Annotated in this window: 20 protein-coding genes; 9 read left to right on the plus strand and 11 right to left on the minus strand. The window is 65.9% G+C overall.

Translation table 11 applies throughout. The annotated features are described in order from the left end of the window. Positions 1-5: 5 nt before the first annotated feature. Both AC56LN_RS08635 and AC56LN_RS08640 read left to right on the plus strand, forming a co-directional pair. The gene (locus AC56LN_RS08635; RefSeq protein WP_499570963.1) at positions 6-1133 is read left to right on the plus strand and encodes an acyl-CoA dehydrogenase family protein; all 1128 of its coding nucleotides are present in this window, start codon (positions 6-8) and stop codon (positions 1131-1133) included. Beyond that, entirely contained in the window at positions 1130-1678 is a 549-nt protein-coding gene (locus tag AC56LN_RS08640) for a GNAT family N-acetyltransferase (protein WP_499570965.1), read from the plus strand. Before AC56LN_RS08635 ends, AC56LN_RS08640 begins: the two co-directional genes overlap by 4 nt. Positions 1679-1682: 4 nt before the next feature. Here AC56LN_RS08640 and AC56LN_RS08645 read toward each other — a convergent pair whose 3' ends face one another. From AC56LN_RS08645 to AC56LN_RS08655, 3 genes are all read right to left on the minus strand, one after another. Then, positions 1683-2720 (minus strand): S66 peptidase family protein, encoded by a 1038-nt coding sequence (locus tag AC56LN_RS08645; protein WP_499570967.1) that lies wholly within the window; start codon positions 2718-2720, stop codon positions 1683-1685. Between the two features lie 206 nt (positions 2721-2926). Beyond that, positions 2927-5782: a TonB-dependent receptor domain-containing protein gene (locus AC56LN_RS08650; RefSeq protein ID WP_499570969.1), complete on the minus strand. Its 2856-nt coding sequence runs from the start codon at positions 5780-5782 to the stop codon at positions 2927-2929. A 210-nt stretch (positions 5783-5992) separates the two neighbouring features. Next, positions 5993-7786 (minus strand): ABC transporter substrate-binding protein, encoded by a 1794-nt coding sequence (locus AC56LN_RS08655; protein ID WP_499570971.1) that lies wholly within the window; start codon positions 7784-7786, stop codon positions 5993-5995. A gap of 215 nt (positions 7787-8001) precedes the next feature. On the opposite strand from AC56LN_RS08655, the gene AC56LN_RS08660 reads away from it, so the two are divergent. From AC56LN_RS08660 to AC56LN_RS08670, 3 genes are all read left to right on the plus strand, one after another. Then, positions 8002-9240, plus strand: a complete 1239-nt coding sequence (locus AC56LN_RS08660; protein WP_499570973.1) for a nucleoside recognition domain-containing protein — start codon at positions 8002-8004, stop codon at positions 9238-9240. A 10-nt stretch (positions 9241-9250) separates the two neighbouring features. Further along, positions 9251-10723, plus strand: a complete 1473-nt coding sequence (dacB, locus tag AC56LN_RS08665; RefSeq protein WP_499570975.1) for a D-alanyl-D-alanine carboxypeptidase/D-alanyl-D-alanine endopeptidase — start codon at positions 9251-9253, stop codon at positions 10721-10723. Between the two features lie 245 nt (positions 10724-10968). After that, positions 10969-12108, plus strand: a complete 1140-nt coding sequence (locus AC56LN_RS08670; RefSeq protein WP_499570977.1) for a GGDEF domain-containing protein — start codon at positions 10969-10971, stop codon at positions 12106-12108. A gap of 3 nt (positions 12109-12111) precedes the next feature. On the opposite strand, the gene AC56LN_RS08675 is transcribed toward AC56LN_RS08670, so the two are convergent. The 8 genes from AC56LN_RS08675 to AC56LN_RS08710 all read right to left on the minus strand — a co-directional run bounded on the left by AC56LN_RS08675 (position 12112) and on the right by AC56LN_RS08710 (position 20368). Further along, a complete protein-coding gene (locus tag AC56LN_RS08675) occupies positions 12112-12723 on the minus strand; it encodes a M15 family metallopeptidase (protein WP_499570979.1) in 612 nt (203 codons plus the stop codon). 14 nt (positions 12724-12737) lie between these two features. Beyond that, positions 12738-13637: a LysR family transcriptional regulator gene (locus tag AC56LN_RS08680; RefSeq protein ID WP_499570981.1), complete on the minus strand. Its 900-nt coding sequence runs from the start codon at positions 13635-13637 to the stop codon at positions 12738-12740. 23 nt (positions 13638-13660) lie between these two features. Further along, on the minus strand, positions 13661-14650 hold the full coding sequence (locus AC56LN_RS08685) for an N-acetylmuramoyl-L-alanine amidase (protein ID WP_499570983.1): 990 nt from the start codon (positions 14648-14650) through the stop codon (positions 13661-13663). Next, positions 14647-15615, minus strand: coding sequence for an N-acetylglucosamine kinase (locus AC56LN_RS08690; RefSeq protein ID WP_499570985.1), 969 nt, complete (start codon positions 15613-15615; stop codon positions 14647-14649). The genes AC56LN_RS08685 and AC56LN_RS08690 overlap by 4 nt, the downstream gene beginning before the upstream one ends. 36 nt (positions 15616-15651) lie before the next feature. Further along, positions 15652-17241 (minus strand): glycoside hydrolase family 10-like protein, encoded by a 1590-nt coding sequence (locus tag AC56LN_RS08695; RefSeq protein ID WP_499570987.1) that lies wholly within the window; start codon positions 17239-17241, stop codon positions 15652-15654. 90 nt (positions 17242-17331) lie between these two features. Continuing rightward, positions 17332-18597 carry an AmpG family muropeptide MFS transporter gene (locus tag AC56LN_RS08700; RefSeq protein WP_499570989.1) on the minus strand — a complete coding sequence of 422 codons (1266 nt, stop codon included), beginning with the start codon at positions 18595-18597 and terminating at the stop codon, positions 17332-17334. Positions 18598-18645: 48 nt separating this feature from the next. Further along, on the minus strand, positions 18646-19524 hold the full coding sequence (gene murQ / locus AC56LN_RS08705) for an N-acetylmuramic acid 6-phosphate etherase (RefSeq protein ID WP_499570991.1): 879 nt from the start codon (positions 19522-19524) through the stop codon (positions 18646-18648). A 103-nt stretch (positions 19525-19627) separates the two neighbouring features. After that, positions 19628-20368: a GntR family transcriptional regulator gene (locus AC56LN_RS08710; protein WP_332531239.1), complete on the minus strand. Its 741-nt coding sequence runs from the start codon at positions 20366-20368 to the stop codon at positions 19628-19630. Positions 20369-20526: 158 nt separating this feature from the next. On the opposite strand from AC56LN_RS08710, the gene AC56LN_RS08715 reads away from it, so the two are divergent. The 4 genes from AC56LN_RS08715 to AC56LN_RS08730 all read left to right on the plus strand — a co-directional run bounded on the left by AC56LN_RS08715 (position 20527) and on the right by AC56LN_RS08730 (position 23882). Continuing rightward, entirely contained in the window at positions 20527-21864 is a 1338-nt protein-coding gene (locus AC56LN_RS08715) for a serine hydrolase domain-containing protein (protein WP_499570993.1), read from the plus strand. 115 nt (positions 21865-21979) lie between these two features. Next, a complete protein-coding gene (locus tag AC56LN_RS08720) occupies positions 21980-23215 on the plus strand; it encodes a D-amino acid dehydrogenase (RefSeq protein WP_499570995.1) in 1236 nt (411 codons plus the stop codon). 64 nt (positions 23216-23279) lie between these two features. Continuing rightward, complete coding sequence (locus AC56LN_RS08725) at positions 23280-23552, plus strand: type II toxin-antitoxin system Phd/YefM family antitoxin (protein ID WP_183555028.1); 273 nt, start codon at positions 23280-23282, stop codon at positions 23550-23552. Positions 23553-23558: 6 nt separating this feature from the next. Next, a complete protein-coding gene (locus AC56LN_RS08730; protein ID WP_499570997.1) occupies positions 23559-23882 on the plus strand; it encodes a type II toxin-antitoxin system RelE/ParE family toxin in 324 nt (107 codons plus the stop codon). Positions 23883-23919 lie beyond the last annotated feature (37 nt).

A 23919-nucleotide genomic window follows, 5' to 3' on the forward strand; every position in this document is an offset into this window, starting at 1 on the left:
ACCCCATGATCCTGTCCGACGAACACCAGATGATCCGTGACGCCCTGCGCAGCTTTGCCCAGGAGCGCCTGGTCCCCAACGCTGCGCGCTGGGACCGTGACCACCATTTCCCGCGCGAAGAATTGCAGGAACTGGCCGCGCTGGGCGCCTTCGGTGTGGCGGTGCCGGAGCAGTATGGCGGCGCCGGCCTGGATTATGTGGCGCTCGCGCTGGTACTCGAAGAAATCGCGGCCGGTGATGGCGGCATCTCCACCATCATCTCGGTCAACAACTGCCCCGTGTGCAGCATCGCGATGATGTATGCGAGCGAAGCGCAGAAGCAGCAGTGGCTGCGGCCCCTGGCGCAGGGCGAGCTGCTGGGCGCATTCGCGCTGACCGAGCCGCACACCGGCAGCGACGCCGCGGCGCTGCGCACGACCGCCACGCGCGATGGCGAGCATTACGTCATCAACGGCACCAAGCAGTTCATCACCAGCGGCAAGTACGGCGACGTGGCAATCGTCATGGCCGTCACCGACAAGGCGGCCGGCAAGAAAGGTATCAGCGCGTTCTGGGTGCCGACCAACACGCCAGGCTACATCGTGGCCGGCGTCGAACACAAGATGGGCCAGCACTCGTCGGACACGGCGCAGATCGTGTTCGAGAATTGCCGTGTTCCGGTTGAAAACCTGATCGGCGAAGAAGGCATGGGCTACAAGATCGCGCTGTCCGGCCTGGAGGGCGGGCGCATCGGCATTGCGTCGCAGGCAGTCGGCATGGCGCGCGCTGCGTACGAAGCGGCGCTGGCGTACGCGAAGGACCGCGAAAGCTTCGGCAAGGCGATCTTCGAGCACCAGGCGGTGCAGTTCCGCCTGGCCGAGATGGCGATGAAGATCGAGGCCGCGCGCCAGCTGATCCTGCATGCGGCGTCGATGAAGGATGCCGGCCTGCCCTGCCTGAAAGAAGCGGCGATGGCCAAGCTGTTCGCGTCCGAAATGGCCGAGCGCGTGGTGTCCGATGCGATGCAGGTCTTCGGCGGCTACGGGTATGTCGCCGACTTCCCCGTTGAACGCATCTACCGCGATGTACGCGTGTGCCAGATCTACGAAGGCACCAGCGACATCCAGAAGATCCTGATCGCCCGCGCCCTGTGAACGGGCCCCTGACCCTGCAGGCACTGGTGCTGGAACAGCTGCCGCAGCTGTTCATGTACCTGGACGACCAGCTGCAGGAAAACGGCCGCGGCGCCGTGCCGCTGTTCCAGCCAGTCTCGCGCGGGCAGTCGCGCCTGCCACCCGACAAGGCGGCCTCGTTTGCCGCCAGTTTTACCGTGCCGTTCGGCCAGCCGCGCTGGCGCCGCATGTGGCTCGCGCTCGACGCCCGGGGCGCGATCGCCGGCCACGTCGACCTGCGCGCGCGGCCCGAAATCGCCGCCGCCCACCGCGCGCTGCTGGGCATGGGCGTGCACCGCGATTACCGCCGCGCAGGACTGGGCCGCCAGCTGGTCGAGCACGCGCTGGCATGGGCCAGCGTCACGCCACCACTCGAATGGGTCGATCTGGATGTCCTGTCAGGCAATCTGGCAGCGCGCCGGCTGTACGAGCGCGCCGGGTTCGTCGTCACCGGCGAGGTGCACGACCTGTACCGGATCGATGGCGAGTCGCATGGCTCGGTGACGATGAGCCGGCGCCTGCGATAAGCATCTACGTCACGGCGGCTTCCAGCAGCGTGATCGTCTGCGCCTGCGTATCGAGCCTCGCCCGCACCCCCATGGGCAGCGTGAACTGGTTGCGGATATGCCCGATCGAATAGCCGCTGACTGCCGGAATGACCAGCGGATGCAGGTGCAGCGCCAGCGTGCGTTCGAGCGTGAGCGACACGTCTTCATGTTCGGGCCCGCAGTTCTGGCAAATCCCCACCACCAGCGCGGCCGCATTGGCAAAGCCGCCGGCCAGGTCGAGCTGCGTCATCCAGCGGTCGATCCGGTACGGCGCTTCGTTGACGTCTTCCAGGAACAGGATGCTGTTCCTGATATCGGCAGCATACGGCGTGCCGGCCAGCGCCGCGACCATCGACAGGTTGCCGCCCATGAGCGGCCCCGTGGCCACGCCATGCGTGAAGGTATGGATGCCGAAATGCGGCTCCTGCGCGGCGCGTTCGGCGTTTTCAACTGACATCGGAATCGTGTAGGTCGCCCGCGGCTCGGTGAGCACTGCCATCATGTGCTGCGTCGCATAGTCGGTCAGCGTCGACGATGCCACCGGCCCATGGAACGTCACGAGGCCCGTCTGCCTGAAGATCGCCAGGTGCAGCGCGGTGATGTCTGAATAACCGATCAGCACTTTGGGATTGCGGCGAATCAGCGCGACATCCAGGCCTGAGAGCAGCGAGATGCAGCCCGAGCCACCGCGGATCGGCCAGATCGCCTTGACCTCGGGATCGGCGAACATCGCATGCAGGTCGGCCAGCCGCTGCTGCGCCGAGCCGGCGTAATTGCCGAACACCTCGCGCAGATAGGCGCCCGGCTTGACCCGAAAACCCAGCGCTTCGATATTGCGCACTGCCTTCTCGATCGCGCGATCGTTGGTATAACCGCCTGGCGCGATCAGGCCGACGACGTCGCCCCGGCGCAGGCGTGGAGGTTTGATGAGCATGGTTCGCGAAGAAGGACGCGCAGCAGCTGATGCAGTCACCGACATGGCGGCGGCGATGGCGCCAAAGTGGCGGCGGTTGATCTTCATGTGGAATCCAGAATTAGCTGTAGGGTGGACGGCAGAGCCGTCCACCCTACCGGAACAGCTGGGGTCAGGTCTGACATTCAGACACGACCCCAGCCTTAGCCACGTTCAATGGTGTCTTGCCAGCATCAGCATGGCCCGGTGCCAGCCACTTCCGACTACCCGATTGTCGAGCTCGTGTCCGAATGTCAGACCTGACCCCCGCTTTATCAGAAGAACTTGTAGGTTGCCATCATCGTGAACGAACGGCCGCGCGGGTCGGCGACGCGTGGCTCCCAGCTGCTGCCGGCGCCGGTGTTGCTGTCGTAGGTGATCGCGAACGGTGGATCTTCGTCCAGGATGTTCTTGATGCCGGCGGTGAGCGTCAGGTTCTTGAAGCCCGTGTAGTTCGCGGTCAGGTGGAAGATCGAGTAATCGTCCACCTTGCTGTTGTACTCGGACGGCTTGATGCGGCCGCTGGCCACGCCTGGCAGCACCTGGTCGGTGTAACCCGAGCGGAAGATATTCTGCAGCATGCCGCTCCAGTTGCCGTACTTGTAGGTCACGTAGGCGCTGTGCTTCCACTTCAGGCCCAGGTCGCCGGTGAACAGGAAGCGGCCGATTTCGCTCTCGCCAAATTCGGCGTTCTTCGTGGCGCGCGACTTCTTCTCGAGCAGGCGCGAACCGTCGATGCCGATGCCCCAGATCGAACCGGTGCTGAACTTGCCGGTCATGCGGGCGCCGACTTCGAGGCCACGCGTGATGCGCTCGCCGGCATTGAGCCAGCGCTGGTCGACGAACGCCAGGTTGCCGGCGGCGTCACGAATGAACTGGTCCTGGAACAGGTTGTAATTGGCCACCATGGTCGCGAGGTTGAACGAGTCGATCGTGTTTTCCTTGCGGATTTCCCACAGGTCGGCATTGGCCGAGAAGCCGCCGGCCGGCTCGAACACCACGCCCAGGCTGGCCTGCTTGGCGGTCTCTGGGCCCAGCGTCGGCTTGCCGCCGGTGAGCGTGACCGGATTGACCGCCTGGCAGCCTGCCACTGTCGTGTCAACGCGGCCGCTCGGGCAGGTGGCCGGGTCAGCAAAGTCCTTGCCGGCGTACGCGGTCTCGGTCACGCCGTTGAACAGCTGATTGAATGACGGCGCGCGGAAGCCCTCGTTGTACGAGCCGCGGAACATCAGTTGCGGGATCGGCTGGTAGCGGAACGACACCTTCGGATTGGTCGTCGCGCCAAAGCCCGTGTAATCGTCGCGGCGGATGGCGAAGGTCAGTTCCAGCGCCTGCGTGACCGGCACCAGCACTTCGGCATACACGGCCTTGATGTCGCGGCTCACCTTCGGCAGCGCATTGACGTCATCGAACGGCGCATTCAGGATCGCCGGGCGCGCACTGACGGCGCGCAGGTCGCCATTGAACTTGTATTCTTCGCGGCGCAAGTCGGTGCCCAGCGCCATCATCACGGCGCCGGCCGGCAGCTTGAAGATTTCGCCCGACAGCGCAGCGTCGAACTGGGTCAGCGTGGTTTTACCGCCGTACATGACGACGCCTTCGGCCGAGGTGGCGCGGATCGCATCGATCGCGGCCTGGCTCTGGGTCTGGCCCGGCAGCAGGAACGGGTTGACGATGCCCGAGCCGAGCACGCGGCCCAGCGCCGCCGTGTAGTTGTAGCCGGTGCCCAGCAGCGACTCCGATTCGCTGTAGGCGCGCGACAGGCCCACACGGTAATCGTAGCGGTTGCCGAACAGGGTCAGCGGCCCATCGGCGCCCACCAGCAGGCGGCCAGCCTTGGTCTCGGTGGTGATCTCGCGGTTACCGCACTCCATGCAGCGCCAGCGGTACGCAATCGGCAAGCCGTAGTTGGCCGAGATGCCGGGGAAGGTCTTGACCAGCGCGTTGTAGACGTCGTTGTAGGCCGCGCCCGTGCTCGGGTAGAACGAGCTCGCGCCGAAGGTCGACGCCGATGGCGAAATCTGGTTCGGCGAGAAGCGCTTGGACACTTCGACGCGCGAGGCGACGCCTTCGGCAAACAGCTCATGCTCGCCGATACGGAAGGTGGCGCGGCCCAGCGCGTTGGTGTTCTTGACCGGCTGCTGCAGCACCGCGGCGCGGCCCGTATCCCAGGCGCAGCCATAGGCGGCGCCCGGCGTGTCCCACAGCTTTTCGTCGTACGCGCCCATGCCGTCGATGCTGTCGCAACCGGCGCCGCCCGGCAGGTCAAGGAGGCTGATGCCGTTGTAGGCGACGCTGCTGCCTGGCAGGGTCGGGCCGGTGCCGGTACGCGACAGCAGCGTTGGCGCCAGCGTCGTGGCGAAGATATTGCCGCTCGGCGTACCGCGCGTATCGACCGACACGCCGCGGTTCGGCTGGAAGGTATTGACGAAGTCACGCTGGTTGCCGCGCAGCGCCTTGTTTTCGCTGTGCGACAGCGTCGCCAGCACGTTCCAGCCCTGGGTATCGAGGTCGCCCCAGCCGCCGGTGAGGCTGGCGCGGCCGATTTCGCCGCCACTTGCCTCGGCCACGTCGGTGAAGGCCTGCGCTTCCAGGCCGCTGTAGTTCTTGCGCAGGATGAAGTTGATCACGCCGCCGATGGCGTCGGTGCCGTACACGGCCGACGCGCCATCCTTGAGCACTTCGACGCGCTCGACCGCCGCCATCGGGATCGAATTCAGGTCGACCGCCGAGCCCTTCATGCCGTGCGTCGCGACGCGCCGGCCGTTGAGCAGCACCAGCGTCGAATCGGAGCCCTGGCCACGCAGGTTGGCGCTCGAGGCGCCGTTGTTGCCGCGCTGGGCGCCCGACGTGACGTCGGCGTTCGAGGCCAGGTTGTCCGAGCCATTGCCGTTGATGTTCAGCGTGGCGATGAGTTGCTCGGCCGTGACGATGCCCTGGTCTTCGATCTGTTTGCGCGAAATGATTTCAACCGGCAGCGCGCCCTCCTTGGCGATACGCTTGATGCTCGAGCCGGTGATTTCCACCCGCTGCATCGACGTGTCGGTTTGCGCTTGCGCCACGAGCGGCATGGCAGCAGGGGCAACTGCCCCCATCAAGGCGATCAGCTGGGCCAGTTTCTTCAATTTCACGATGTTTCTCCTTGCGTTCCGGGGCGGTCTTCGGCCGGCGATGCGGTGCATTGCACTGCGCCGGCCTGCGTATCGCATGCCAAGTTGATTCTTGGCATTACGTTATGTTTTCAATTCAGAGTACGCTCACAATTTTGTGACAAGCCAATGAATTATCCGGAGGGGAGTATAACCAGCGGGAATATTTTCTTGCGGAAAAACTAATGGAATCTATCGCTTGCCCCTGACCGAGCGTGCCCTTTGCGCAACATCGATATCGAGGTAACGCCAGTTCGTGAATTCAACGGGATGACGTTTGTAGTTTTTCAACCACGGATGCCGCAAATCGCCCGATAAAACATGGGTCAAAGGCACCCATGGGTTGTACGCATGCAGCAGCTGGTTCATCTCAAAATAGAGTGTGTTCCGCTCTGCACCATCCTGCAGCAAGCGTGCTTTTTCATAGCGCACATTGTATTGAGGCAGGTTAAAGCGCGCATAGTTCGCGCGGCCCGCATTTGGGCCGTACAAGAGCTGATAAAAGTTGTCGCCGTCGGGGAAATCGGCGATCCAGTTACTCTCGAACATCTGCACCGTTCCGAGGCGCGAGGCCTTGATGATCTCCGTTTTCTTGTCCGACTTGAAAACGACGCGCACACCGATGGCATTCAGACATTTTCGCCACAGTTCGTCGCGCAGACGCCCGCCGACAGTCGCTTCACTGTGCATCGTCAAGGTCATGGCTTTGCCATCGGGGGCGCGCCGAAAACCGTCCGGGTCACGCTTGTTGTAGCCATGGCGGTCGAGCAAGGCATTGGCAAGCGCCGGGTCGTATGGCACCGGGCTGCGATAGCGCGGATCGTAACCGCGCACGTTCGGCGGCAGCGGCGACTCGGCCTTGATCGCGAATCCTTTCTTCAGTAGCGCAATGTCTTCGGCGCTGTTGTACGCCATCGAGATCGCACGCCGCAGCGCAATGCGCTCCTTGCTGTAGCCGCCCACGACCGGGTCAGTCATGTTCATCCACATATAGTAGGTCTGCAATACGGGAAAGCGCGACAGCACAATCCCGCGCGCGGCAAGGTCAGGTTTGAGGGCGCCGTCCTGCACGACCATCTCGGTCATTGATTCGGGGATCTGCTCCAGGTAGTCATAGTCGGCATTCAGGAAGCCCAGCATGCGGCCCTGGAATTCCTCGGCGATGCGCACCTCGACCCGGTCCACGCGTGGCAGGCGCTTGCCCTTCAGTGCGGCGGCAATCGCCCGGTCCTCCGGGTCGTCGCCCGGCGTGGCTGCGAACACGGCGGTGGAATCCGGATTGGCCAGCAATACGATCCGGTCGCTGCGCTTCCACTCCCCCAGCATGAACGGCCCGGTGCCGATCGGGTGATTGCCCGCCTGGCCCGGATACGCTTCGATCACTTCGCGCGCCACCACGCTGCTGGCCGCCGTCGCCAGGTAGAACAGGAAATTGTTGTCGGGCGCGGCCAACTGAATGCGCAGCGTGTAGCGGTCTGGCGCCTGCAGGCCGGCCACCGGCACGTCCGGGCCGTAGCGCGCGCGCAGCGCGGCGTCGCCCGCGATCTTGCCTTCGAACATATACGCCCACGGCGACTTGAGCGCCGGGTCGTATAAACGCTTGAGGCTGTAGACATAGTCGGCGGCCGTGACCTCGCGCTTGCGGCCCCTGAACGCAGGATCGGGCGTGAAGTACATGCCGGGGCGGATACGGAAGGTATAGGTCAGCCCGTCGCTGCTGACGGTCGGCATGGCCGTGGCCGTATTGGGGCGCAGCGTGGCCGGGCGCGCCAGGTAGTCGTAGCGCAGCAGCGGATCGAACAGGTTTTCCAGCAGCGACAGCGTGGCGTTGTCGGACGCCACTGCCGGGTCGAGCCCCGTCTCGCTGGTGGAGAGGAACATGTGCAGGACCTTGTCCTGCGCCTGCGCCTGCGCCTGCGCGCCGGCATGCGGCACGAGCAGGAACGACAGCGACAGCAGCGCAGCAGCGGCGGAGCAAAATTTCATGAGGGCAGATCCTTTGGAGCATCCCATAGGGCGTGCCGTATCATAGGCGCGCTGCGCCTTGGCAAGCAACGCTCATAACTTTTGCGCATGGCGCGGCTGCATTCTTTCATCCACGCGGCTTGCCCTTGGCCCTCGGGCGCTGCACAATCGTCCGAACCCGGCGGCAACGCTTCGATCAGCACCGATCAGCACCTCTCAGCACTTACTGGTTATCGATGGCACTCAATTACATCTGGACAGGCTTCTTCCTCGTCGGCTTCCTCGCAGCAATGGCGCAGTGGCTCTTCCTCGGCGACACCGAAATCTTCAAGCGCATCATCGACGGCACCTTCGATTCAGCCAAAATGGCCGTGATGGACATCGCCCTGCCGCTGGCCGGCGTGATGACGTTCTGGCTCGGGATCATGAATGTCGGCGAAAAGGCCGGCGCCATCAACCTGTTCGCGCGCGTGATCGGCCCGTTCTTTTCGCGCATCTTCCCCGGCGTGCCGCGCAACCACCCGGCCAACGGCCACATGGTGATGAACTTCTCGGCCAATATGCTGGGGCTCGATAACGCCGCCACGCCGTTCGGCCTGAAGGCCATGGAAAGCCTGCAGTCGCTCAACCCGAACAAGGACGAAGCGACCGATGCGCAGCTGATGTTCCTGGTGATCCAGACCTCGGGCCTGACGATCATCCCGCTGGCCGTGATGGCCCAGCGCGCGGTGCTGGGCGCGGCCAACCCGGCCGACATCTTCATCCCGACCCTGATCGCCACCTACACCGCCACCATCTTCAGCATCATCATGGTGGGCCTGCGCCAGCGCATCAACCTGTTCGACCCGGTGATCTTCGCCTGGATCGGCGGCACCGCGGCGCTGATCGCGTCGATGGTTTTCTCCTTCACCTACTTCCTCGACAAGACGCAGATCCAGCTGGTGTCGTCGGTCGCGGCCAACCTGGTGCTGTTCGGCGTCATCGCCGCCTTCATGACCGGGGCGCTGCGCAAGAAGGTCAATGTGTTCGAAGCCTTCATCGAAGGCGCCAAGGGCGGCGTCGAAACGTCGATCAAGATCATTCCCTACCTGGTCGGCATGATCGTGGCGATCAGCGTGGTGCGCAACTCGGGCATCCTGGGCATGGTCACGAGCGGCTTTGCCTGGGTCTTTTCTGCGCTGGGCCTGCAGACCGATTTCGTCGGCGCGCTGCCGACCGCCCTCATGAAGTCGCTCTCGGGCAGCGGCGCGCGCGCCATGATGATCGATGCGATCAAGACCTATGGCGTGGACTCGTTCGTCGGCCGCCTGGCCAGCATCATGCAGGGCGCGTCCGACACCACGTTCTACATCATCGCGCTGTATTTCGGCTCGGTCGGCATCCGCAAGACGCGCTATGCGGTCAGCTACGGCCTGCTGGCCGACCTGGTGGGCATCATCGCCGCGATCTTCGTGGCCTATCTCTTCTTCGGTTAAGGATTCACGCATGTTCAAACGCGCCACCCTCGTCCTGTCGCTGCTGTGCGCCGCGTCGCTCGCCCAGGCCCAGCTACCGGCGCCGGTAGCGCAGCTGATGCAGAAAAGCGGCATCGCGTCCGGCGAAGTCGGCCTGCTGGTGCTGCGCGGTGATGCGGCCGTGCTGTCGCACCAGGCGGCGCTGCCGATGCAGCCGGCATCGACGATCAAGCTGGTGACGACACTCATCGGCCTCGAGCGGCTTGGCCCCACGTTCCGCGGCCGCACCGAGCTGCGCACGACCGGGGATGTGAAAGACGGCGTGTTGCGCGGCAGCCTGTACGTCAAGGGCGGCGCCGATGCCGACCTGGCCGGCGAACACCTCGAAGCGATGCTGCGCGCGCTGCGCTACCAGGGCATCGAGCGCATCGAGGGCGACCTGGTGCTCGATCGCAGCCTGTTCCAGCCGGCGCGGCCGGACGTCGGCCTGCCGCCGTTCGACGAGTCGCCCGATGCCTATTACAACGTGATTCCGGACGCCCTCCTCCTCAACAAGAACATGCTGCAGCTGGACATGCGCGCGACCGGCGCCACGCTGCAACTGCGCATGTTCCCGGAACTCGAACGCGTGTCGGTCACGTCGGCGATGACGCTGGTCGAGCGCGATTGCGCGAAGTGGGAAGACGGCTGGCAGCTGCCAGAGACGCGGCGCGCGCCCGATGGCCACATCGAGGTGGTCTTGCGTGGCACCTTCCCGAAAAACTGCAACCGCAGCTACAGCATCAATGTGCTTGACCGCGATGATTACGTGGGCCGCTTCGTGCGCCGCGCCTGGACCGATCTGGGCGGCACGCTCAGTGGCCGCACGATCACCGGCGCCACGCCGCTCGATGCGCGCGTACTGGCCGCGCACGCCGCGCGCGCCTTGCCTGAAGTGGTCCGCGACATCAACAAGACGTCCGACAACACGCTGGCGCGCCTGCTGTTCCTGAGCCTGGGCAGCCTGCAGGGCGATCCCGTCGACGGCAGCCTGGCGCTGCCGGGCGGCGAGGTCACCACCTTCGCGCGCGCCGATGGCGCGGTGCGCGACTGGTTGCGCGCGCAGCGCATCGACGACACCGGGTTCGTGATCGACAACGGCTCCGGCCTGTCGCGCGTGGAGCGCATCAGCGCGCAGCAGATGGGCAGCCTGCTGCAGGCGGGCTTGAGGAGCCCATGGGCGCCCGAATTCCAGGCCAGCCTGCCGATCGGCGCGGTCGACGGCACCATGCGCCGACGCCTGGCCGGCACGCCAGCTGCCGGACGCGCGCGCCTGAAGACGGGCACGCTGCGCAACGTCACCGCAGTGGCCGGCTACGTGCCGGATGCGAATGGCAATCTGTGCGTGGTGGTGGCGATGGTCAACAGCGAACGGGCCGGCGACGGGCGCGGGCGCGCGGTGCTCGATGCACTGGTCGACTGGGTGGCGCGGTCGGGAATGACACAGGCGACAGCGCTGCCTTGACGAGCGTTGGACAATTGTTACGGGATTGATTCAGGCGATCTTGCAAAACAAACAAAATAATTAATGAACTGATACATTTTGTTAGTTTCTAGTAAGAAAACCTTGCCACAATAGTCACTTGTCCGATACTGATGCTGGTAATCGGCCCGGCCGGCGCCGACGCCGGATCATCCCGTCCTGTCCGACGATCGCCACATGCTGGATCGTGTGTCGCAGGCACCATCATCTGCTGCACTGTCCATCGCATGCACATCCATTACCTGACCGGCGAATTCGCGCGCAGCGCCAGCGAAACTGCGTTCCTTTCCAGCCAGATCGAGCGCATGCGCGCCATGCTCGGTTTCACGCTGGTGTTCTGTGTCGCGTTTTTCCTCAGCTTTTTTATGACGGATATCGCGGTACTTGGCTTGGCTGCAGCACTGCGCGACACACTGCCGGCGCGCCTGCTGGTCGCGGCCATCGCCGGCACCTGCGCCTGGCTGGCTTACCGCCGTCCCCTGTCGATCCCGGCCATGCGCCTGGCGGCGTCGCTGTGCGTGGGGATCGCGCTGTGCTGCTTCATGGTGGTGGCGCTGGCACGGCCGCACGAGGTGCACTGGCATGCGATGTCGATGCTGATCATGCTGGTGGTGATCTACCTGTATATCCCGAACCGCCTGGTGTATGCGGCCGCGCTCGGCACCGGCGCCTCGATCGTCTTCCTGGCGCTGGCCACGTTCGCGCTGCCGCCAAGGCCCGTGTCGGACCTGCTCACGATGGGCATGCTGCTGGTGCTGATCAACACGTTCGGCATCCTGGCGGCGCGCCGCTACAACTGGGTGGCGCGCGAACAGTTCCGGCTGCAGATGACACTCAAGCAGCTGGCCCAGCGCGACCAGCTCACCTGCTGCTACAACCGCCACTACCTGCACGATCATCTGCTGGGCCACGAACTGGCACAGGCCCGCCGCTGCAAGCATCCGGTGTCGGTCATCCTGTGCGACATCGATCACTTCAAGCGCATCAACGACACCTTCGGCCACCACGAGGGCGATGCGGTCATCCGCACCTTCGCCAGTCTGCTGCAGGGGATGGTGCGCGACGGCGTCGATGCCGTGGTGCGCTACGGCGGCGAAGAATTCCTGCTGGTCCTGCCGGGCATCGACCTGGCGCAAGGGACACGCCTGGCCGAGAGCCTGCGCGCGGCGTTCGCGGCCAACCGGGTCGCGCCGGATGCCGATGGCCCCGCGTTGCAGACCAGCGCCAGCTTTGGCCTGGTCACGTTCGATTTCGCCCGCGACGACGGGCGCATCACATTGCCCGACCTGATCCTGACGGCCGACAAGCTGCTGTACGCGGCCAAGCACAATGGCCGCAACCGGGTCGAAGCGATCGCGATGAACTGACGGCTACAGCACGCGGCTGAACGTGCGCCGCACCAGATCGCGGTCGCCGCAATCGAAGTGCCACCATTCGGTCCGGATGCCCAGAAAGCCCGCCGCCAGCATCGCCTCGCGCAGCAGGCGCCGGTTGGCCACCTGCGCTTCGGTGAGGCGGCCGGCCAGCAGGAATCCTTCTTCGAGCGCCGGATGCGACAGCTCGGTCATGTCGTCGAAACCGGTGCCCATGTCCAGTTCATGGCCGGCTGCATCGACCAGCGTCAGGTCCAGCGCCATGCCATACGAGTGGATCGAGCCGCGCGCCGGATCGGCCAGGTACTGGCGCAGGTCGGTGCCCTCGAGCGCATCCCATAATTGCTGCTGGACGCGCTGCGGCCGCAGAGCGTCCAGCACCAGCACCGTCAGGTCGGGCCGGCGCGCCGCCAGCCAGGCCACCACGCGCTCGAGCGCCTCGGCCGCCTGCACATGCAGCCAGGCGCAGTCGAAAGGCGAATACAGATCGCGCCCGACGAAGTTGTTGGCGGTGGCATAGCGCAGGTCGACCCGGATACCGGCGATGCTGTCCAGGTGCCGGAATGCCGGGCTGGCGGCAATGTCTTCGCTGGCGAGAAACGCGTGCATGATGCTGAAAAATCCTAGGCTGGTTCGAGACAGGCGCGCGCGGTCGCGGCGATGCAGTTGGCCAGCTCGCGCGCGCCGTGCGACAGCGGCGAGTGGCTGGCCGTGAGCAGGTACAGGTGCACCGGAATCGACGGCGACCACTGGCGGCACTGCACCTGGTTCGCTGCCGCCGAGGCGGCCGTGAACGGGTCGAGTACGGCCGTGCCGGCGCCGGCTTCGACCAGCGAGCGGGCGATCTGGTACGTCTGCACGACGGTGCGAAACACCGGTTGGACGCCCTGCGCTTCGCAGGCGGCCAGCACCATCTCGCCCAGCGGATCGCGGTCGGCCATGCCGATCAGTTCACCCGTCAGGCCGTCGGCCGCAATGGGTGTGCGGCATTCGGCTTCGGTCCAGGTGCCGCGCGGCGCCATCACCGTCAGCAAGCCTTGCGCAATCGGCTCGGCCACGATGCCGGGGTGGCGCGGGTCCTGCAGCGACAGGCCCACATCGGCTTCGCCCAGGCGCAGTGCATTGACGATTTCGCTCGTGTGGTGCGTCGACAGCTCGCACCGTGTTTCGGGGAAGGCACGGCGCCAGGCGGTCATCCCGGCCGGCAGCACGCTCACTGCAATGGTCGGCGTGGACACCAGGCGCACGGTTTCCACCGCGCGGCCCTTCAGGCTCGCGGCCAGGCGGCGGATCCCCTGCAGGTCGCGGTTGAGCTTTTCGGTTTCGACGAACAGGCGGTGCGCTTCGGGCCTGGGATACAGCTTGCCGCGCACGCGCTCGAACAGCGGCATGCCCAGCTGCAGCTCGGCGTGCTGCAGCACCTTGGTCACGGCCGGCTGCGAGATATGCAGCACCTGGGCGGCGCCGCTGATGGTGCCGACCTGCATGATGGCGTGGAATACTTCGATATGGCGCAGACGCATCGCTTACCCCCCAATCACGGCCATCATGGCGTGGTAATGACCGGCGTGGCCGGCGCTGGTGCGGTTTCCGGCGTCGGTTCCACCGGCAGGACCGGCGTCGGCTCGGGCAAGGTCGGCGTCGGCGTTGTCATTGGCGCTGGCACTGGTGCGGGCGCTGGCAGCGGCGCTGGCATCGCGCCCGGCGCCATGGGTGCCAGGGCTGCCGGCACCACCGGCGGCGGCGTGTTCGCCGGCGTGGTCAGCACTTCGAGCAGCGCCGCTGTTTCGGCATCGGCAACGCCCGAGATATCGCGCGGACGGTACTTCATCTGGAACGCGGCCAGCGTTGTGCGGGTCGCTTCATCGTACGTGCCGCTCTGCACCAGGCCAAAGCCGTGCGTGGCCAGCTTGCGCTGGAACCAGGCGACGTCCGGCAGCAGGGCATCGAAGGCCGGGCGCACTGCGGCGACGCGGTTCGCATCCGGCCACAGTATCAGGCCTTCCTGCGCCAGGCGCTGCCACGGGAACTGCGGCCCCGGATCTTGCTTCCTCAGCGGCGCGATATCGCTGTGACCGAGCACGTTCTCGGGCGCGATGCCGTGGCGCGCCACGATGTCCTTCACCAGCGGCAGCAGCGCATCCATCTGCGCCTGCGGGAACGGTGCGTAGACACGGCCCTGCGGCGTATCCTTCCAGCCGGCGTTGACGATCTCGATGCCGATCGAGCTGTTGTTCAGTTGCGTGAAGTTCTTCCAGCTCGAGTTGCCCGCATGCCAGGCGGCGCGGTTCTCGTCGACCAGGCGGTAGATCTTCGGCTGCGCTTCGTCGGTCAGCAGGTAGTGCGAGCTGACCTGCTGCTGCGTCAGGATCTTGATCGAGGCGGGCGTGTTGGCCACCGTGTAGTGCAGCACCAGGAAGCGCGCGCGGCTCGACTGGCCGACCGCGTCATAGGTGGTGTCGTATTTCGGCGTGGTCGGGGTGGTGGTACAACCCGCCAGCACGGCCAGGGCGAGAGCGGCAAAGATCGATTTCATGGGGATTCCTCGTTGATGTTCTTGTGGGTTGCGCGCGCCGGTGGCGTGGCGGCCGGTTGCAACGCGAGCCGCGCGGCGCCGTGATGGGCGCGCAGGCCGGTCTGCGTGAGCACCATCCCGGCCGGCAGCGCAGCGCGCATGGTCTCGATGATCAAAGGGTGCAGTTCGCTCGCGCGGCCGGCCAGCACCACCGGGCGCGGGCCGAAGCGGCGCGTGAGCGCCAGCGCCAGGCGCGCCAGTTCCAGGCCCGCTTCGCTCAGGATCGTGGCGGCGGCCGGATCGCGCTCCGCACTGGCGGCAACGGCCAGCGCCAGCTTGCCGATCGCGCCGCGTTCGCCCTGGTAGATGAACTGGCGCGACACACTCCAGTCGGCACCGCCGATATGCTCGAACACGGCCTGTGCCAGCGGCGAATCACGCCAGCAGCCGGGTTGCTCGTCTTCGTTGCGCCAGATGTGGCGCAGCGCTTCGCGCGCGATCCAGAAACCCCCGCCGCCATCGTCGAGCAGCACGCCGCGCCCGCCGGCGCGGTGGAACACGTGGCCGGCGTCGATATAGGCGCCGATCGAGCCGGTGCCCGCATACACGAGGTAGCCGGCGCCGGGCGCGAAATTGGCGCGATACGCCAGTTCGATATCGTTCGACAGCGTGACGGCGCTGGGTGCAACGCCCAGCAACTGGGCCAGCCAGGACTGCAGCAGTTCGTCGTCGCCGCCGAACCCCGTCAGGCCGGCCTGGATGCGCAGCGGACTGGCATGCGCGAGCACTGCCGCCGCCAGTTCTTCCAGACTGGCGCGTACCGCAGCGCGTCCGTGCGGCGTGGCCATCTGCAGCGCCGACAGGCCCGCCACCACGCCGTCGGCCAGGATGGCGCCGCCGGGTGCCGCGAGCGCCCAGCGCGTCTCGGTACCCCCGGCGTCGATGCCCAGGCCCGGGCCGCTCATCATGTTCCGATCAGATGACATACAAACACCCGTTCATCAAACCCGACGCTGCCTGCATCACGCTTTGCCCCATACGCGCACCCGCGCGCCCTCGTTGCCAAGGCGGTCGACCGCGCTGACCACCACGATCTCGGCTGCGCCCAGCGTCGCGTCATCCGGCACCGACCAGGCCACGCGCACGGCCGGGACCACGGCGAAGCGCCATTGGCCACCGTGGCGCGACCAGACCGCATACAGCGCATTGGCCTTGCCCGCCTTGAGCGTCAGGTCGACCGAGCGCGCGCGGCGCGAGGCCCCCACCAGCGGCGTGCCGGGCCGCTCATTGCCCAGCCACGGCGTGGCCGGCACCAGCGCCTGCCCGGCATAGCGCGTCGTGCGCAGCTGGTCGGCGATCCCTTTGCGGTTCTGCATCAGGGCCACCATGCTGAAGTGGACGTGGCCAGTGGCCAGCGGCCGCGTACGGGTCACGTCGACCTGCGCCAGCACCTCTTGCGGCTCGTAGGCCTTGGTCGCGGCGCCGATGCGGCTGGTGAACAGGCCCGGCCAGATGTGGCGACGCTGGGGATTTTGCCTGATCCAGTAATCGAGCAGCACATCGTAGGCCTGGCCCGGCGGCTTGATCGGCCAGTACAGCTGCGGCACGAAGTAATCGAGCCAGCCTTTTTCGAGCCACAGCTCGGCGTCGGCATACAGCTTGTCGTATTGCGAAAAGCCGTTGATGCCGGGCGGGCGGCGGTCCGGGCGGCCCAGGCCGAACGGGCTGATGCCGAAGCGCACCCAGCTCTTTTCGGCGTGGATCCCCTTGTACATCGCTTCGATCAGGCGGTTGACGTTGTCGCGGCGCCAGTTGGCGCGGTCGAGCTGCCCACCGCCGGCCAGGTAGCGGTGCCAGGCCGGATCATCCGGGAAGTCCAGCTCGCGCGTGCCGGTGCGCCCGTCAAGGGCCGCGGCGTTGCCGGCCACCTGCGGCGCGGCGTCGATCGGGTACGGATAAAAGTAATCGTCGATGTGCACGCCGTCGATGTCGTAGCGGCGCACGACGTCGAGGATCACGTCGAGCGTCTGCTTGACGGCGGCCGGCTCGCCCGGGTCCATCCACATGAATTTGCCGTAGCGCTTGACGACGGCCGGATTGGTGTTGGTGATGTGGTTCGGCGCCGACTGGCCGCGCGAAGCGTCCATCCGCGCACGGTAGGGATTGAACCAGGCGTGCAGCTCGATGCCACGCGCATGCGCCTCGGTGATCCAGTACGCGAGCGGATCGTAGAACGGCTGCGGCGCCTTGCCCTGCACGCCGCTCAGGTATTCGGTCCAGGGCTCGAGGTTCGACGGATAGATGGTGTCGGCGGCCGGGCGCACCTGCAGCACGATCGCGTTCAGGTTCATGGCCTGGGCGCGGTCGAGGATGGCCAGGACTTCCTGCTGCTGCCTGGCGGCGCTCAGGTTCGGTTTGCTGGGCCAGTCGATATTGGCGACCGTGGATACCCAGGCGGCGCGAAACTCGCGCGGCGCGGCCGGCGGCTCATTGCCGCCGATGAAAGTCGTGGCGCCAGGCTTGGTGGGCTTGGTGCCGCAGGCGGCCAGGCCCAGGGCGACGGCGCTGGCCATGCCGAGCGTGAAAGTACGTTTGTTCAGGTTGGGAAGCAAAAAAAGGGCTCCTTGAGTATGCTGTGCCGGAGGCTGACAGTCCGCGCCGGCGCCACGTCGGGCGCGGCAGCGCGGGCGTCAGCCGTCCGCTTATTTTTTTCCGAATTCCGGATCGATTTTAACGAGCGCCGCCACGATGAAGGCGGGAATGGTCGCAAGACAGGTCCAGATGAAGAAGTGCTGGTAGCCGAGGTATTCCTGCAGGTCGCCGCTCCACATGCCGGGCACCATCATCCCGAGCGCCATCAGGCCGGTGCAGATCGCGTAATGCGCGGTCTTGTTCGGGCCATCGGCCACCATGATCATGTACATCATCATTGCCGTAAAGCCGAAACCGTAGCCAAACTGCTCGAGCGCGAGGAAGGCGGACACGATCATCAGGTCAGTCGGCTGGGTTTGCGACAGGTAGACGAACACCAGGTCCGGCACGTGGATCGCGAACACCATGACCCACAGGCAGCGCTTGAGGCCCACGCGCGAAATCAGCCAGCCGCCGGCCAGGCCGCCCAGCGTCAGCGCGATGATGCCGACGGTGCCGTAGGCGATCCCGTATTCGGCGGTGGTCAAACCCAGGCCGCCGGCGCTGATGGGGTCTTTCAGAAATGGCGCCACCAGTTTGAGCAGCTGCGCTTCACCGAGCCGGAACGTGAGGATGAACGCAACGATCATCCAGATATCGCGCTTCTTGAAAAAGGCGACGAAGGTGCCGATGAAGTCGCGCAGCGGATTGTCGCTCTTGGCGACCGCGTGGTCGTCGGCTGGCACGGGCAGCGCCCACTGGTGCCACGCAAAGGCAGCGAAGAACAGGCCGGCCAGCACGTAGAACACGATCGACCAGGCCTGGCGCACGTCGCCCAGGCTCACGGCCAGGTAACCGGCCAGCACCACGAGCGGGCCCTGTCCGAACAGCGTGGCCAGGCGGTAGAAGGTGCTGCGCACGCCGACAAAGGCCGCCTGCTGCTTCTGGCGCAGGCCCAGCATGTAGAAGCCGTCGGCCGAGATGTCGTGGGTGGCCGAGCTGAACGCCATGATCCACAGGACGGCCAGGCTGACGACGAAGAAGGTGGGCAGGTGCAGCACGGTGCCCACCGCAATGAGCGAGGCGCCGACGGCCAGTTGCAGCAGCACGGTCCAGCGCCGCTTGGTGCCGAACATGTCGACGATCGGGGACCACAAGGGCTTGATCACCCACGGCAGGTACAGCAGGCTCGTATAGAAGGCGATGTCGGAATTCGAAATCCCCATGTCCTTGTACATGATGACCGAGAGGCTCATCACGACAACGTAGGGAATCGCCTGGGCAAAGTACAGGGACGGCACCCACAGCCACGGGCTGTTCGCTTGCGGTTTTTGCATGACTCTTTCGCGCGCCGTACAGGCCGGCGCTGCTGAAAAGGCGCGTGCTTACGCGAGCGCCTGGCGCACGCTGCCGCGCGCCGCTTCCAGCAGCGCTTGCGCCTGCTCGACACTGGTTTGTTTGGACAAGGCCACGATCGCGGTCTTGACGTGGAAGCCGCATTGTTCCAGCACCGCCTGCGCGGCCGCCTCGTCGGCGCCGGTGGCAAAGCTCGTCAGGCGGATCGCACGTCGTACCAGTTTGGCATTGGTGGCCTTCAAGTCTACCATCAGGTTGCCGTAAACCTTGTTCAAACGCACCATCAGGGCGCTGGAAAAGGTGTTCAGGGCGATCTTTTGCGAGGTGCCAGCTTTCAGGCGCGTGCTGCCCGAAATGACTTCGGCGCCCGTATCGAGCGTGATGCCGATCTCCGCCTGCGTGGCCACCGGCGCATCCGGGTTGTTGGCAAAGCCCACCGTCAGCGCGCCGGCAGCGCGCGCGGCGCGGATCGCGCCCAGCACGTAGGGCGTGGCGCCGGAGGCCGCCAGCGCCAGCACGACATCGTTCGGGCCCACGTTCACACCTTGGATATCCGCCGCGCCCTGCTCCAGATCGTCTTCAGCGCCTTCGACTGCAGCGAACATCGCGCCCTGGCCGCCGGCGAGCAACGCCACCGCGCGTTCGTTCGGCCAGGAAAAGGTCGGGTACAGCTCGACGCTGTCGAGCACGCCGAGGCGGCCCGAGGTGCCGGCGCCGACATAGACCAGGCGCCCGCCCGCTTCCATGCGCGGCAATGCCGCCGCGACGGCAGCGGCGATGCGCGGTCCGGCCTTGCGCACGGCGTCCACCGCATGGAACTGGTCATCGACCAGGGCATTGACCAGTTCCGTCGTCGGATACTGGTCGAGCGCAGTGTGCGCCAGGGAGGGGGTTTCGGTATTGAGCATCGCCGTCTCGAACCTGCACAGTTTGGTTAAAACCAGTGTAATACCACTTTGACAAGCGCTTCCATGAAAGGATCGGGCGCCGTCATGCCGCCAGGTTATGCATTCAGGCTTGCCGGCGCAGCTCGGCCACGAAATCGTAATGGTCGCTGCGGCAGTAGGAATGCGTCAGCTCGACCGGCTGGCCCGATTCGAGATACCCCACGCGGGTAATGAACAGCACCGCGCGGCCTTCGGGCACTTCGAGCCGCGTGGCCAGTTCCAGGTCGGCATTCATCGCGCGGATGTGCTGCAGCGCGCGCACCGGCAGGTGGCCGGACTTGGACAGGTGCGCGTACAGCGACGCTGCCACCAGCTCGGGGCGCGGCAGCACGGCGGCCGGGATCACGCTCACTTCATAGGCCATGACGATGTCGTCGGCAAAGCGCAGGCGCTCCAGGCGGGCGATGCGCGCACCGGGCGACAGGCCGAGCGAAAGCTGCTCGTCGGCGTCGGCCAGCATCGTGTCGCGCCGCAGCCATTGCGAGCGCGGGGTGTAGCCGCGCTGCTGCAGCTGTTCGGAAAAGCTCGACAGCGTCGACAGCGGCTGCTCGATGCGCGGCGCGATGTAGTTGCCCGAGCCGCGCCGGCGCACCACCAGGCCCTGGTCGACCAGCTGGTCGATTGCCTTGCGCGCCGTGACGCGCGAGACGTCGAGCTGCTCGGACAGCATGCGCTCGGACGGCAGCGCCTGGTCGGCCTGGTAACGGCCGTCGCGCACGTCCTGCGCCAGCTTGCGCGCAAGCTGCTTGTAGAGCGGCGAATTGTCGTCGTGGTCGACCTGGAATCCGGGGCTGGGGCTGTTCATGGCGTCGTGGCGAAGGGGGCTGGCATACCGTCGAAGCATACCACTTGCGACCAATACAAAACGGTTATGCCCTGCGCACGGGTATTCATTGGTCAAGGGTTTCAGCCAGTCCGTATGCTGGACCGATAGTCACAATCACGCAACGCCAAGGGACGAACATGAATCACGGCAGGCGCACCCTGCTCGGCATGGCCATGCTGGGGACGATGGGACCATTATTTGCAGCGATGCCGGCCGGCGGCGGCGCGGACGGCGCTGGCGATGCCCTGCAGCGCCAGCTCGACGCCGAACTGGCGGCCATTGCCGACGATCCGGCCTGCCCGCTGGCCAGCCTGTCGGTGCTGGCGCTGCGCGCCGGGCAGCCGGTGTACGAAGGCGCGTTCGGGCGCCGCACGATCGGCAACGGCCTGTTCCCCGACCGCCCGGCCACGCCGGCGACGCTGTACCGGATCGCCTCGATCTCGAAGCTCGTCACCACGCTCGGGCTGATGCGGCTGCTGGAAGCCGGCCGCGTCGACCTGGACGCCGACGTCTCGGGCTACCTCGGCTTCACGCTGCGCAATCCCCATTTCCCGACCCAGGCCATCACGCTGCGCCACCTGCTCGTGCACACGTCCTCGCTGCGCGACGATGCCGGCTACTTCTGGCCGGCCACGACGGCGCTGAAGGACGTCGTCACGCCGGCGGCGCAGCCGATGTGGTCAAGCCTGGCCGGCCCGGGCGCCTACTACACCTACTGCAACCTGGGGTTTGGCATCATCGGCACGATCATGGAGCGCATCGCGGGCGAACGGTTCGATCGCCTGATGACGCGCCTGGTGCTGCAGCCGCTCGGGCTGCAGGCCGGCTATAACCCGGCCGGGTTGCCGAAGGCCGCGCAGGACCAGATCGCGACCATCTACCGCAAGCGCGCCGTCGACAGCGAGGTCTGGGCGTCGGCCGGACCGTGGATCGCCCAGGCCGACGATGTGGGTGCGCGGCCACCGGTACCGCCGCCCGGCCTGGACGGCTACGTCCCGGGCACCAACGCAACGCCCTTCAGCCCGACCGGCGGCTTGCGCATCGCCGCACGCGACCTGGGCGTCCTCATGCGCATGCTGATGGCCGGTGGCGTGCATGGCGGGCAGCGCCTGCTGCAGGGCGCAACGCTCGAGCGCATGTTCGCGCGCCACTGGTCGTACGACGGCGTGGGCGGCAACGGCAATCCGCTGGGGAGCATCCTCAGTCCGCGCGGATTCGGCAACGCGCACTATCCGGATCGTCCCGGCCTGCGGCTGGCGCCGGGCTTCGATGCGGTGGGCCATCTGGGCGACGCCTACGGACTGCGTTCCGTATTCGCCATGGACCGCGCACGGGGCAACGGCGTGGTCGTGCTGGCCGGCGGTACCGGAACCGACCCGGCCGCCACACCGGGGCGCGAGACGGCGCTGGCGCGCTATGAAGAGCGCATCGTGGCAGCCTTGCACCGCCGCGCCATCCTCGGCCTGGCCGATTGACCGGCATGCCCGCGCGTACATATATCCCGGTTATGAGCGCGCGCGCTAGATTCATTGGCAGTGCGTGCCGGCTGCCCCTAAGCTCCCTGTCCCCATCTGAAAAAAAGAGTCTGGCATGCAGCACATAATCGTCATCGGCGGCGGCGTCGTCGGCCTGGCCTCCGCCTGGTGGCTGCTGGAAGCAGGGCACGAGGTCACGCTGCTCGAGCGCGCGCCGGACGTGGGGAGCGGCGCCAGCTACGGCAATGGCGGGCAGCTCAGCTACCGGTACGTGTCGCCGCTGGCCGACGCCGGCATCCCACTCAAGGCCTTCAAATGGCTGTTCCAGGCCGACGGTCCGCTGCGCTACAGGCCTGAAGCCGACCTGCGCCAGTACCGCTGGCTGGCCAGCTTCCTGGCCCACTGCCGCGCCGACGTCAACCGCCGCACCACGGCCAAGCTGCTCGAGCTGGGCGAGCTATCGCGCCGGGCGATGGCCTCGCTCTCGCTGGTCGTGCCGCCCGAACGCTTCGGCTGGCGCGACGCCGGCAAACTGGTGGTGTTTCGCACGCGCGCCGCATTCGATGTCGCCGCGTCAAAGCCGGGTGCGGGCCAGATCTGGTCGCCCGAAGAATGCACGGCGCATGAACCCGCGCTGGGCGCGGCCCGGCACCTGCTGGCCGGCGGCATCTATAACCCGGGCGAAGCAGTAGCCGACTGTCACGCCTTCTGCGTGGCGCTGGCGGAACGGCTGGGCGAGCATCCGCGCTTTCGCGGGGTCGTCAACAGCACCGCGCTGGGGCTGCGTGCAGAGCGGGGCCGCATCACCGGCATCGACACCGTTGGTGGCCTGGTCACGGCCGACGCCTACGTGCTGGCCGCCGGCATCCAGAGCCGCTCACTGGCCGACACGGTGGGCATCTACCTGCCGCTGTACCCGCTCAAGGGCTACAGCCTGAGCGCGCCGATCCGCCAGGACGACATCGCGCCCGAGATCAGCGTGACCGACTTCGAGCGCAAGGTGCTGTTCGCGCGCATCGGCGACCGCTTGCGCGTGGCGGCAATGGTCGACATGGTGGGCGAGGATGTCTCGCTCGATGCCAAACGCGTTGCGGGCCTGACGCGCCTGGTGCGCGAGACGATGCCGCGCGCGGCGGATTATTCGCAAGTGTCGGCCTGGGCGGGGCTGCGGCCAGCGACGCCGGGCAGTGCGCCGATCATCGGCGCCACGCGCTACGACAATCTGTGGCTCAACGTCGGACACGGGCCGCTGGGCTTCACGTTTGCCTGCGGCAGCGCAGCCGTGCTGGCGGATCTGGTGCAGGGGAAGGCGCCGCCGTTTGCGCTCGATGGCTTGACGCTGCGCGGCTAGCACTATATTTAGTACCTAATTTAGATTTACAGTGCTATGATCAAGGTCGACCAGCGGAGGCACCATGAACTTTTCCAATATCCAACCCATCAGTTATTTGAAAACGAATACCAGCGATGTGGTCAAGTTGGTTCAGGAAACCCATGATCCCGTGGCCATTACTGTCAATGGCCGGGTGCAGGCGATCGTCCAGGATCCGGTGAGCTATCAGAAGACGCAGGATCAATTGACGATGCTACGGCTGCTTGCCCATGGCAGGAAGCAAATTGAAGACGGCAAGGTTACCGGTCATGATGATTTTTTTGCGCAGCTGGATGCACAAGACAACGCGCCCTGACAGATCATGAAGATCATCTGGACCGAATCTGCCCAGGACGACCTGCTCATGATCCGCCAATACCTGAAGCAGTCCGAATCACCGGACTACGCCAGAAAGGTGACGCAGCAAATCCGCGATGAAGTGGCATCCCTGATGCAATGGCCAAATAAAGGGACCTTCGTAGGCGAGCTGGAAGAGCTTAACCTCCCCCGATACCGTCAGCTTCTGGCCGGTCCACACCGTATCATTTTTGAGCGTGGCGATCGTGAATGCTTTTATATTTACATCGTTTGCCATACGAGCCGCGATCTGGCAGCACTGTTACGTCGACGAATCCTGTCGAGTTAGCCGGCTGGTCTCGCGAGGCCTTCCCGAAACGCCCATC

Source organism: Telluria sp. ZT3P26, from assembly GCF_059686035.1.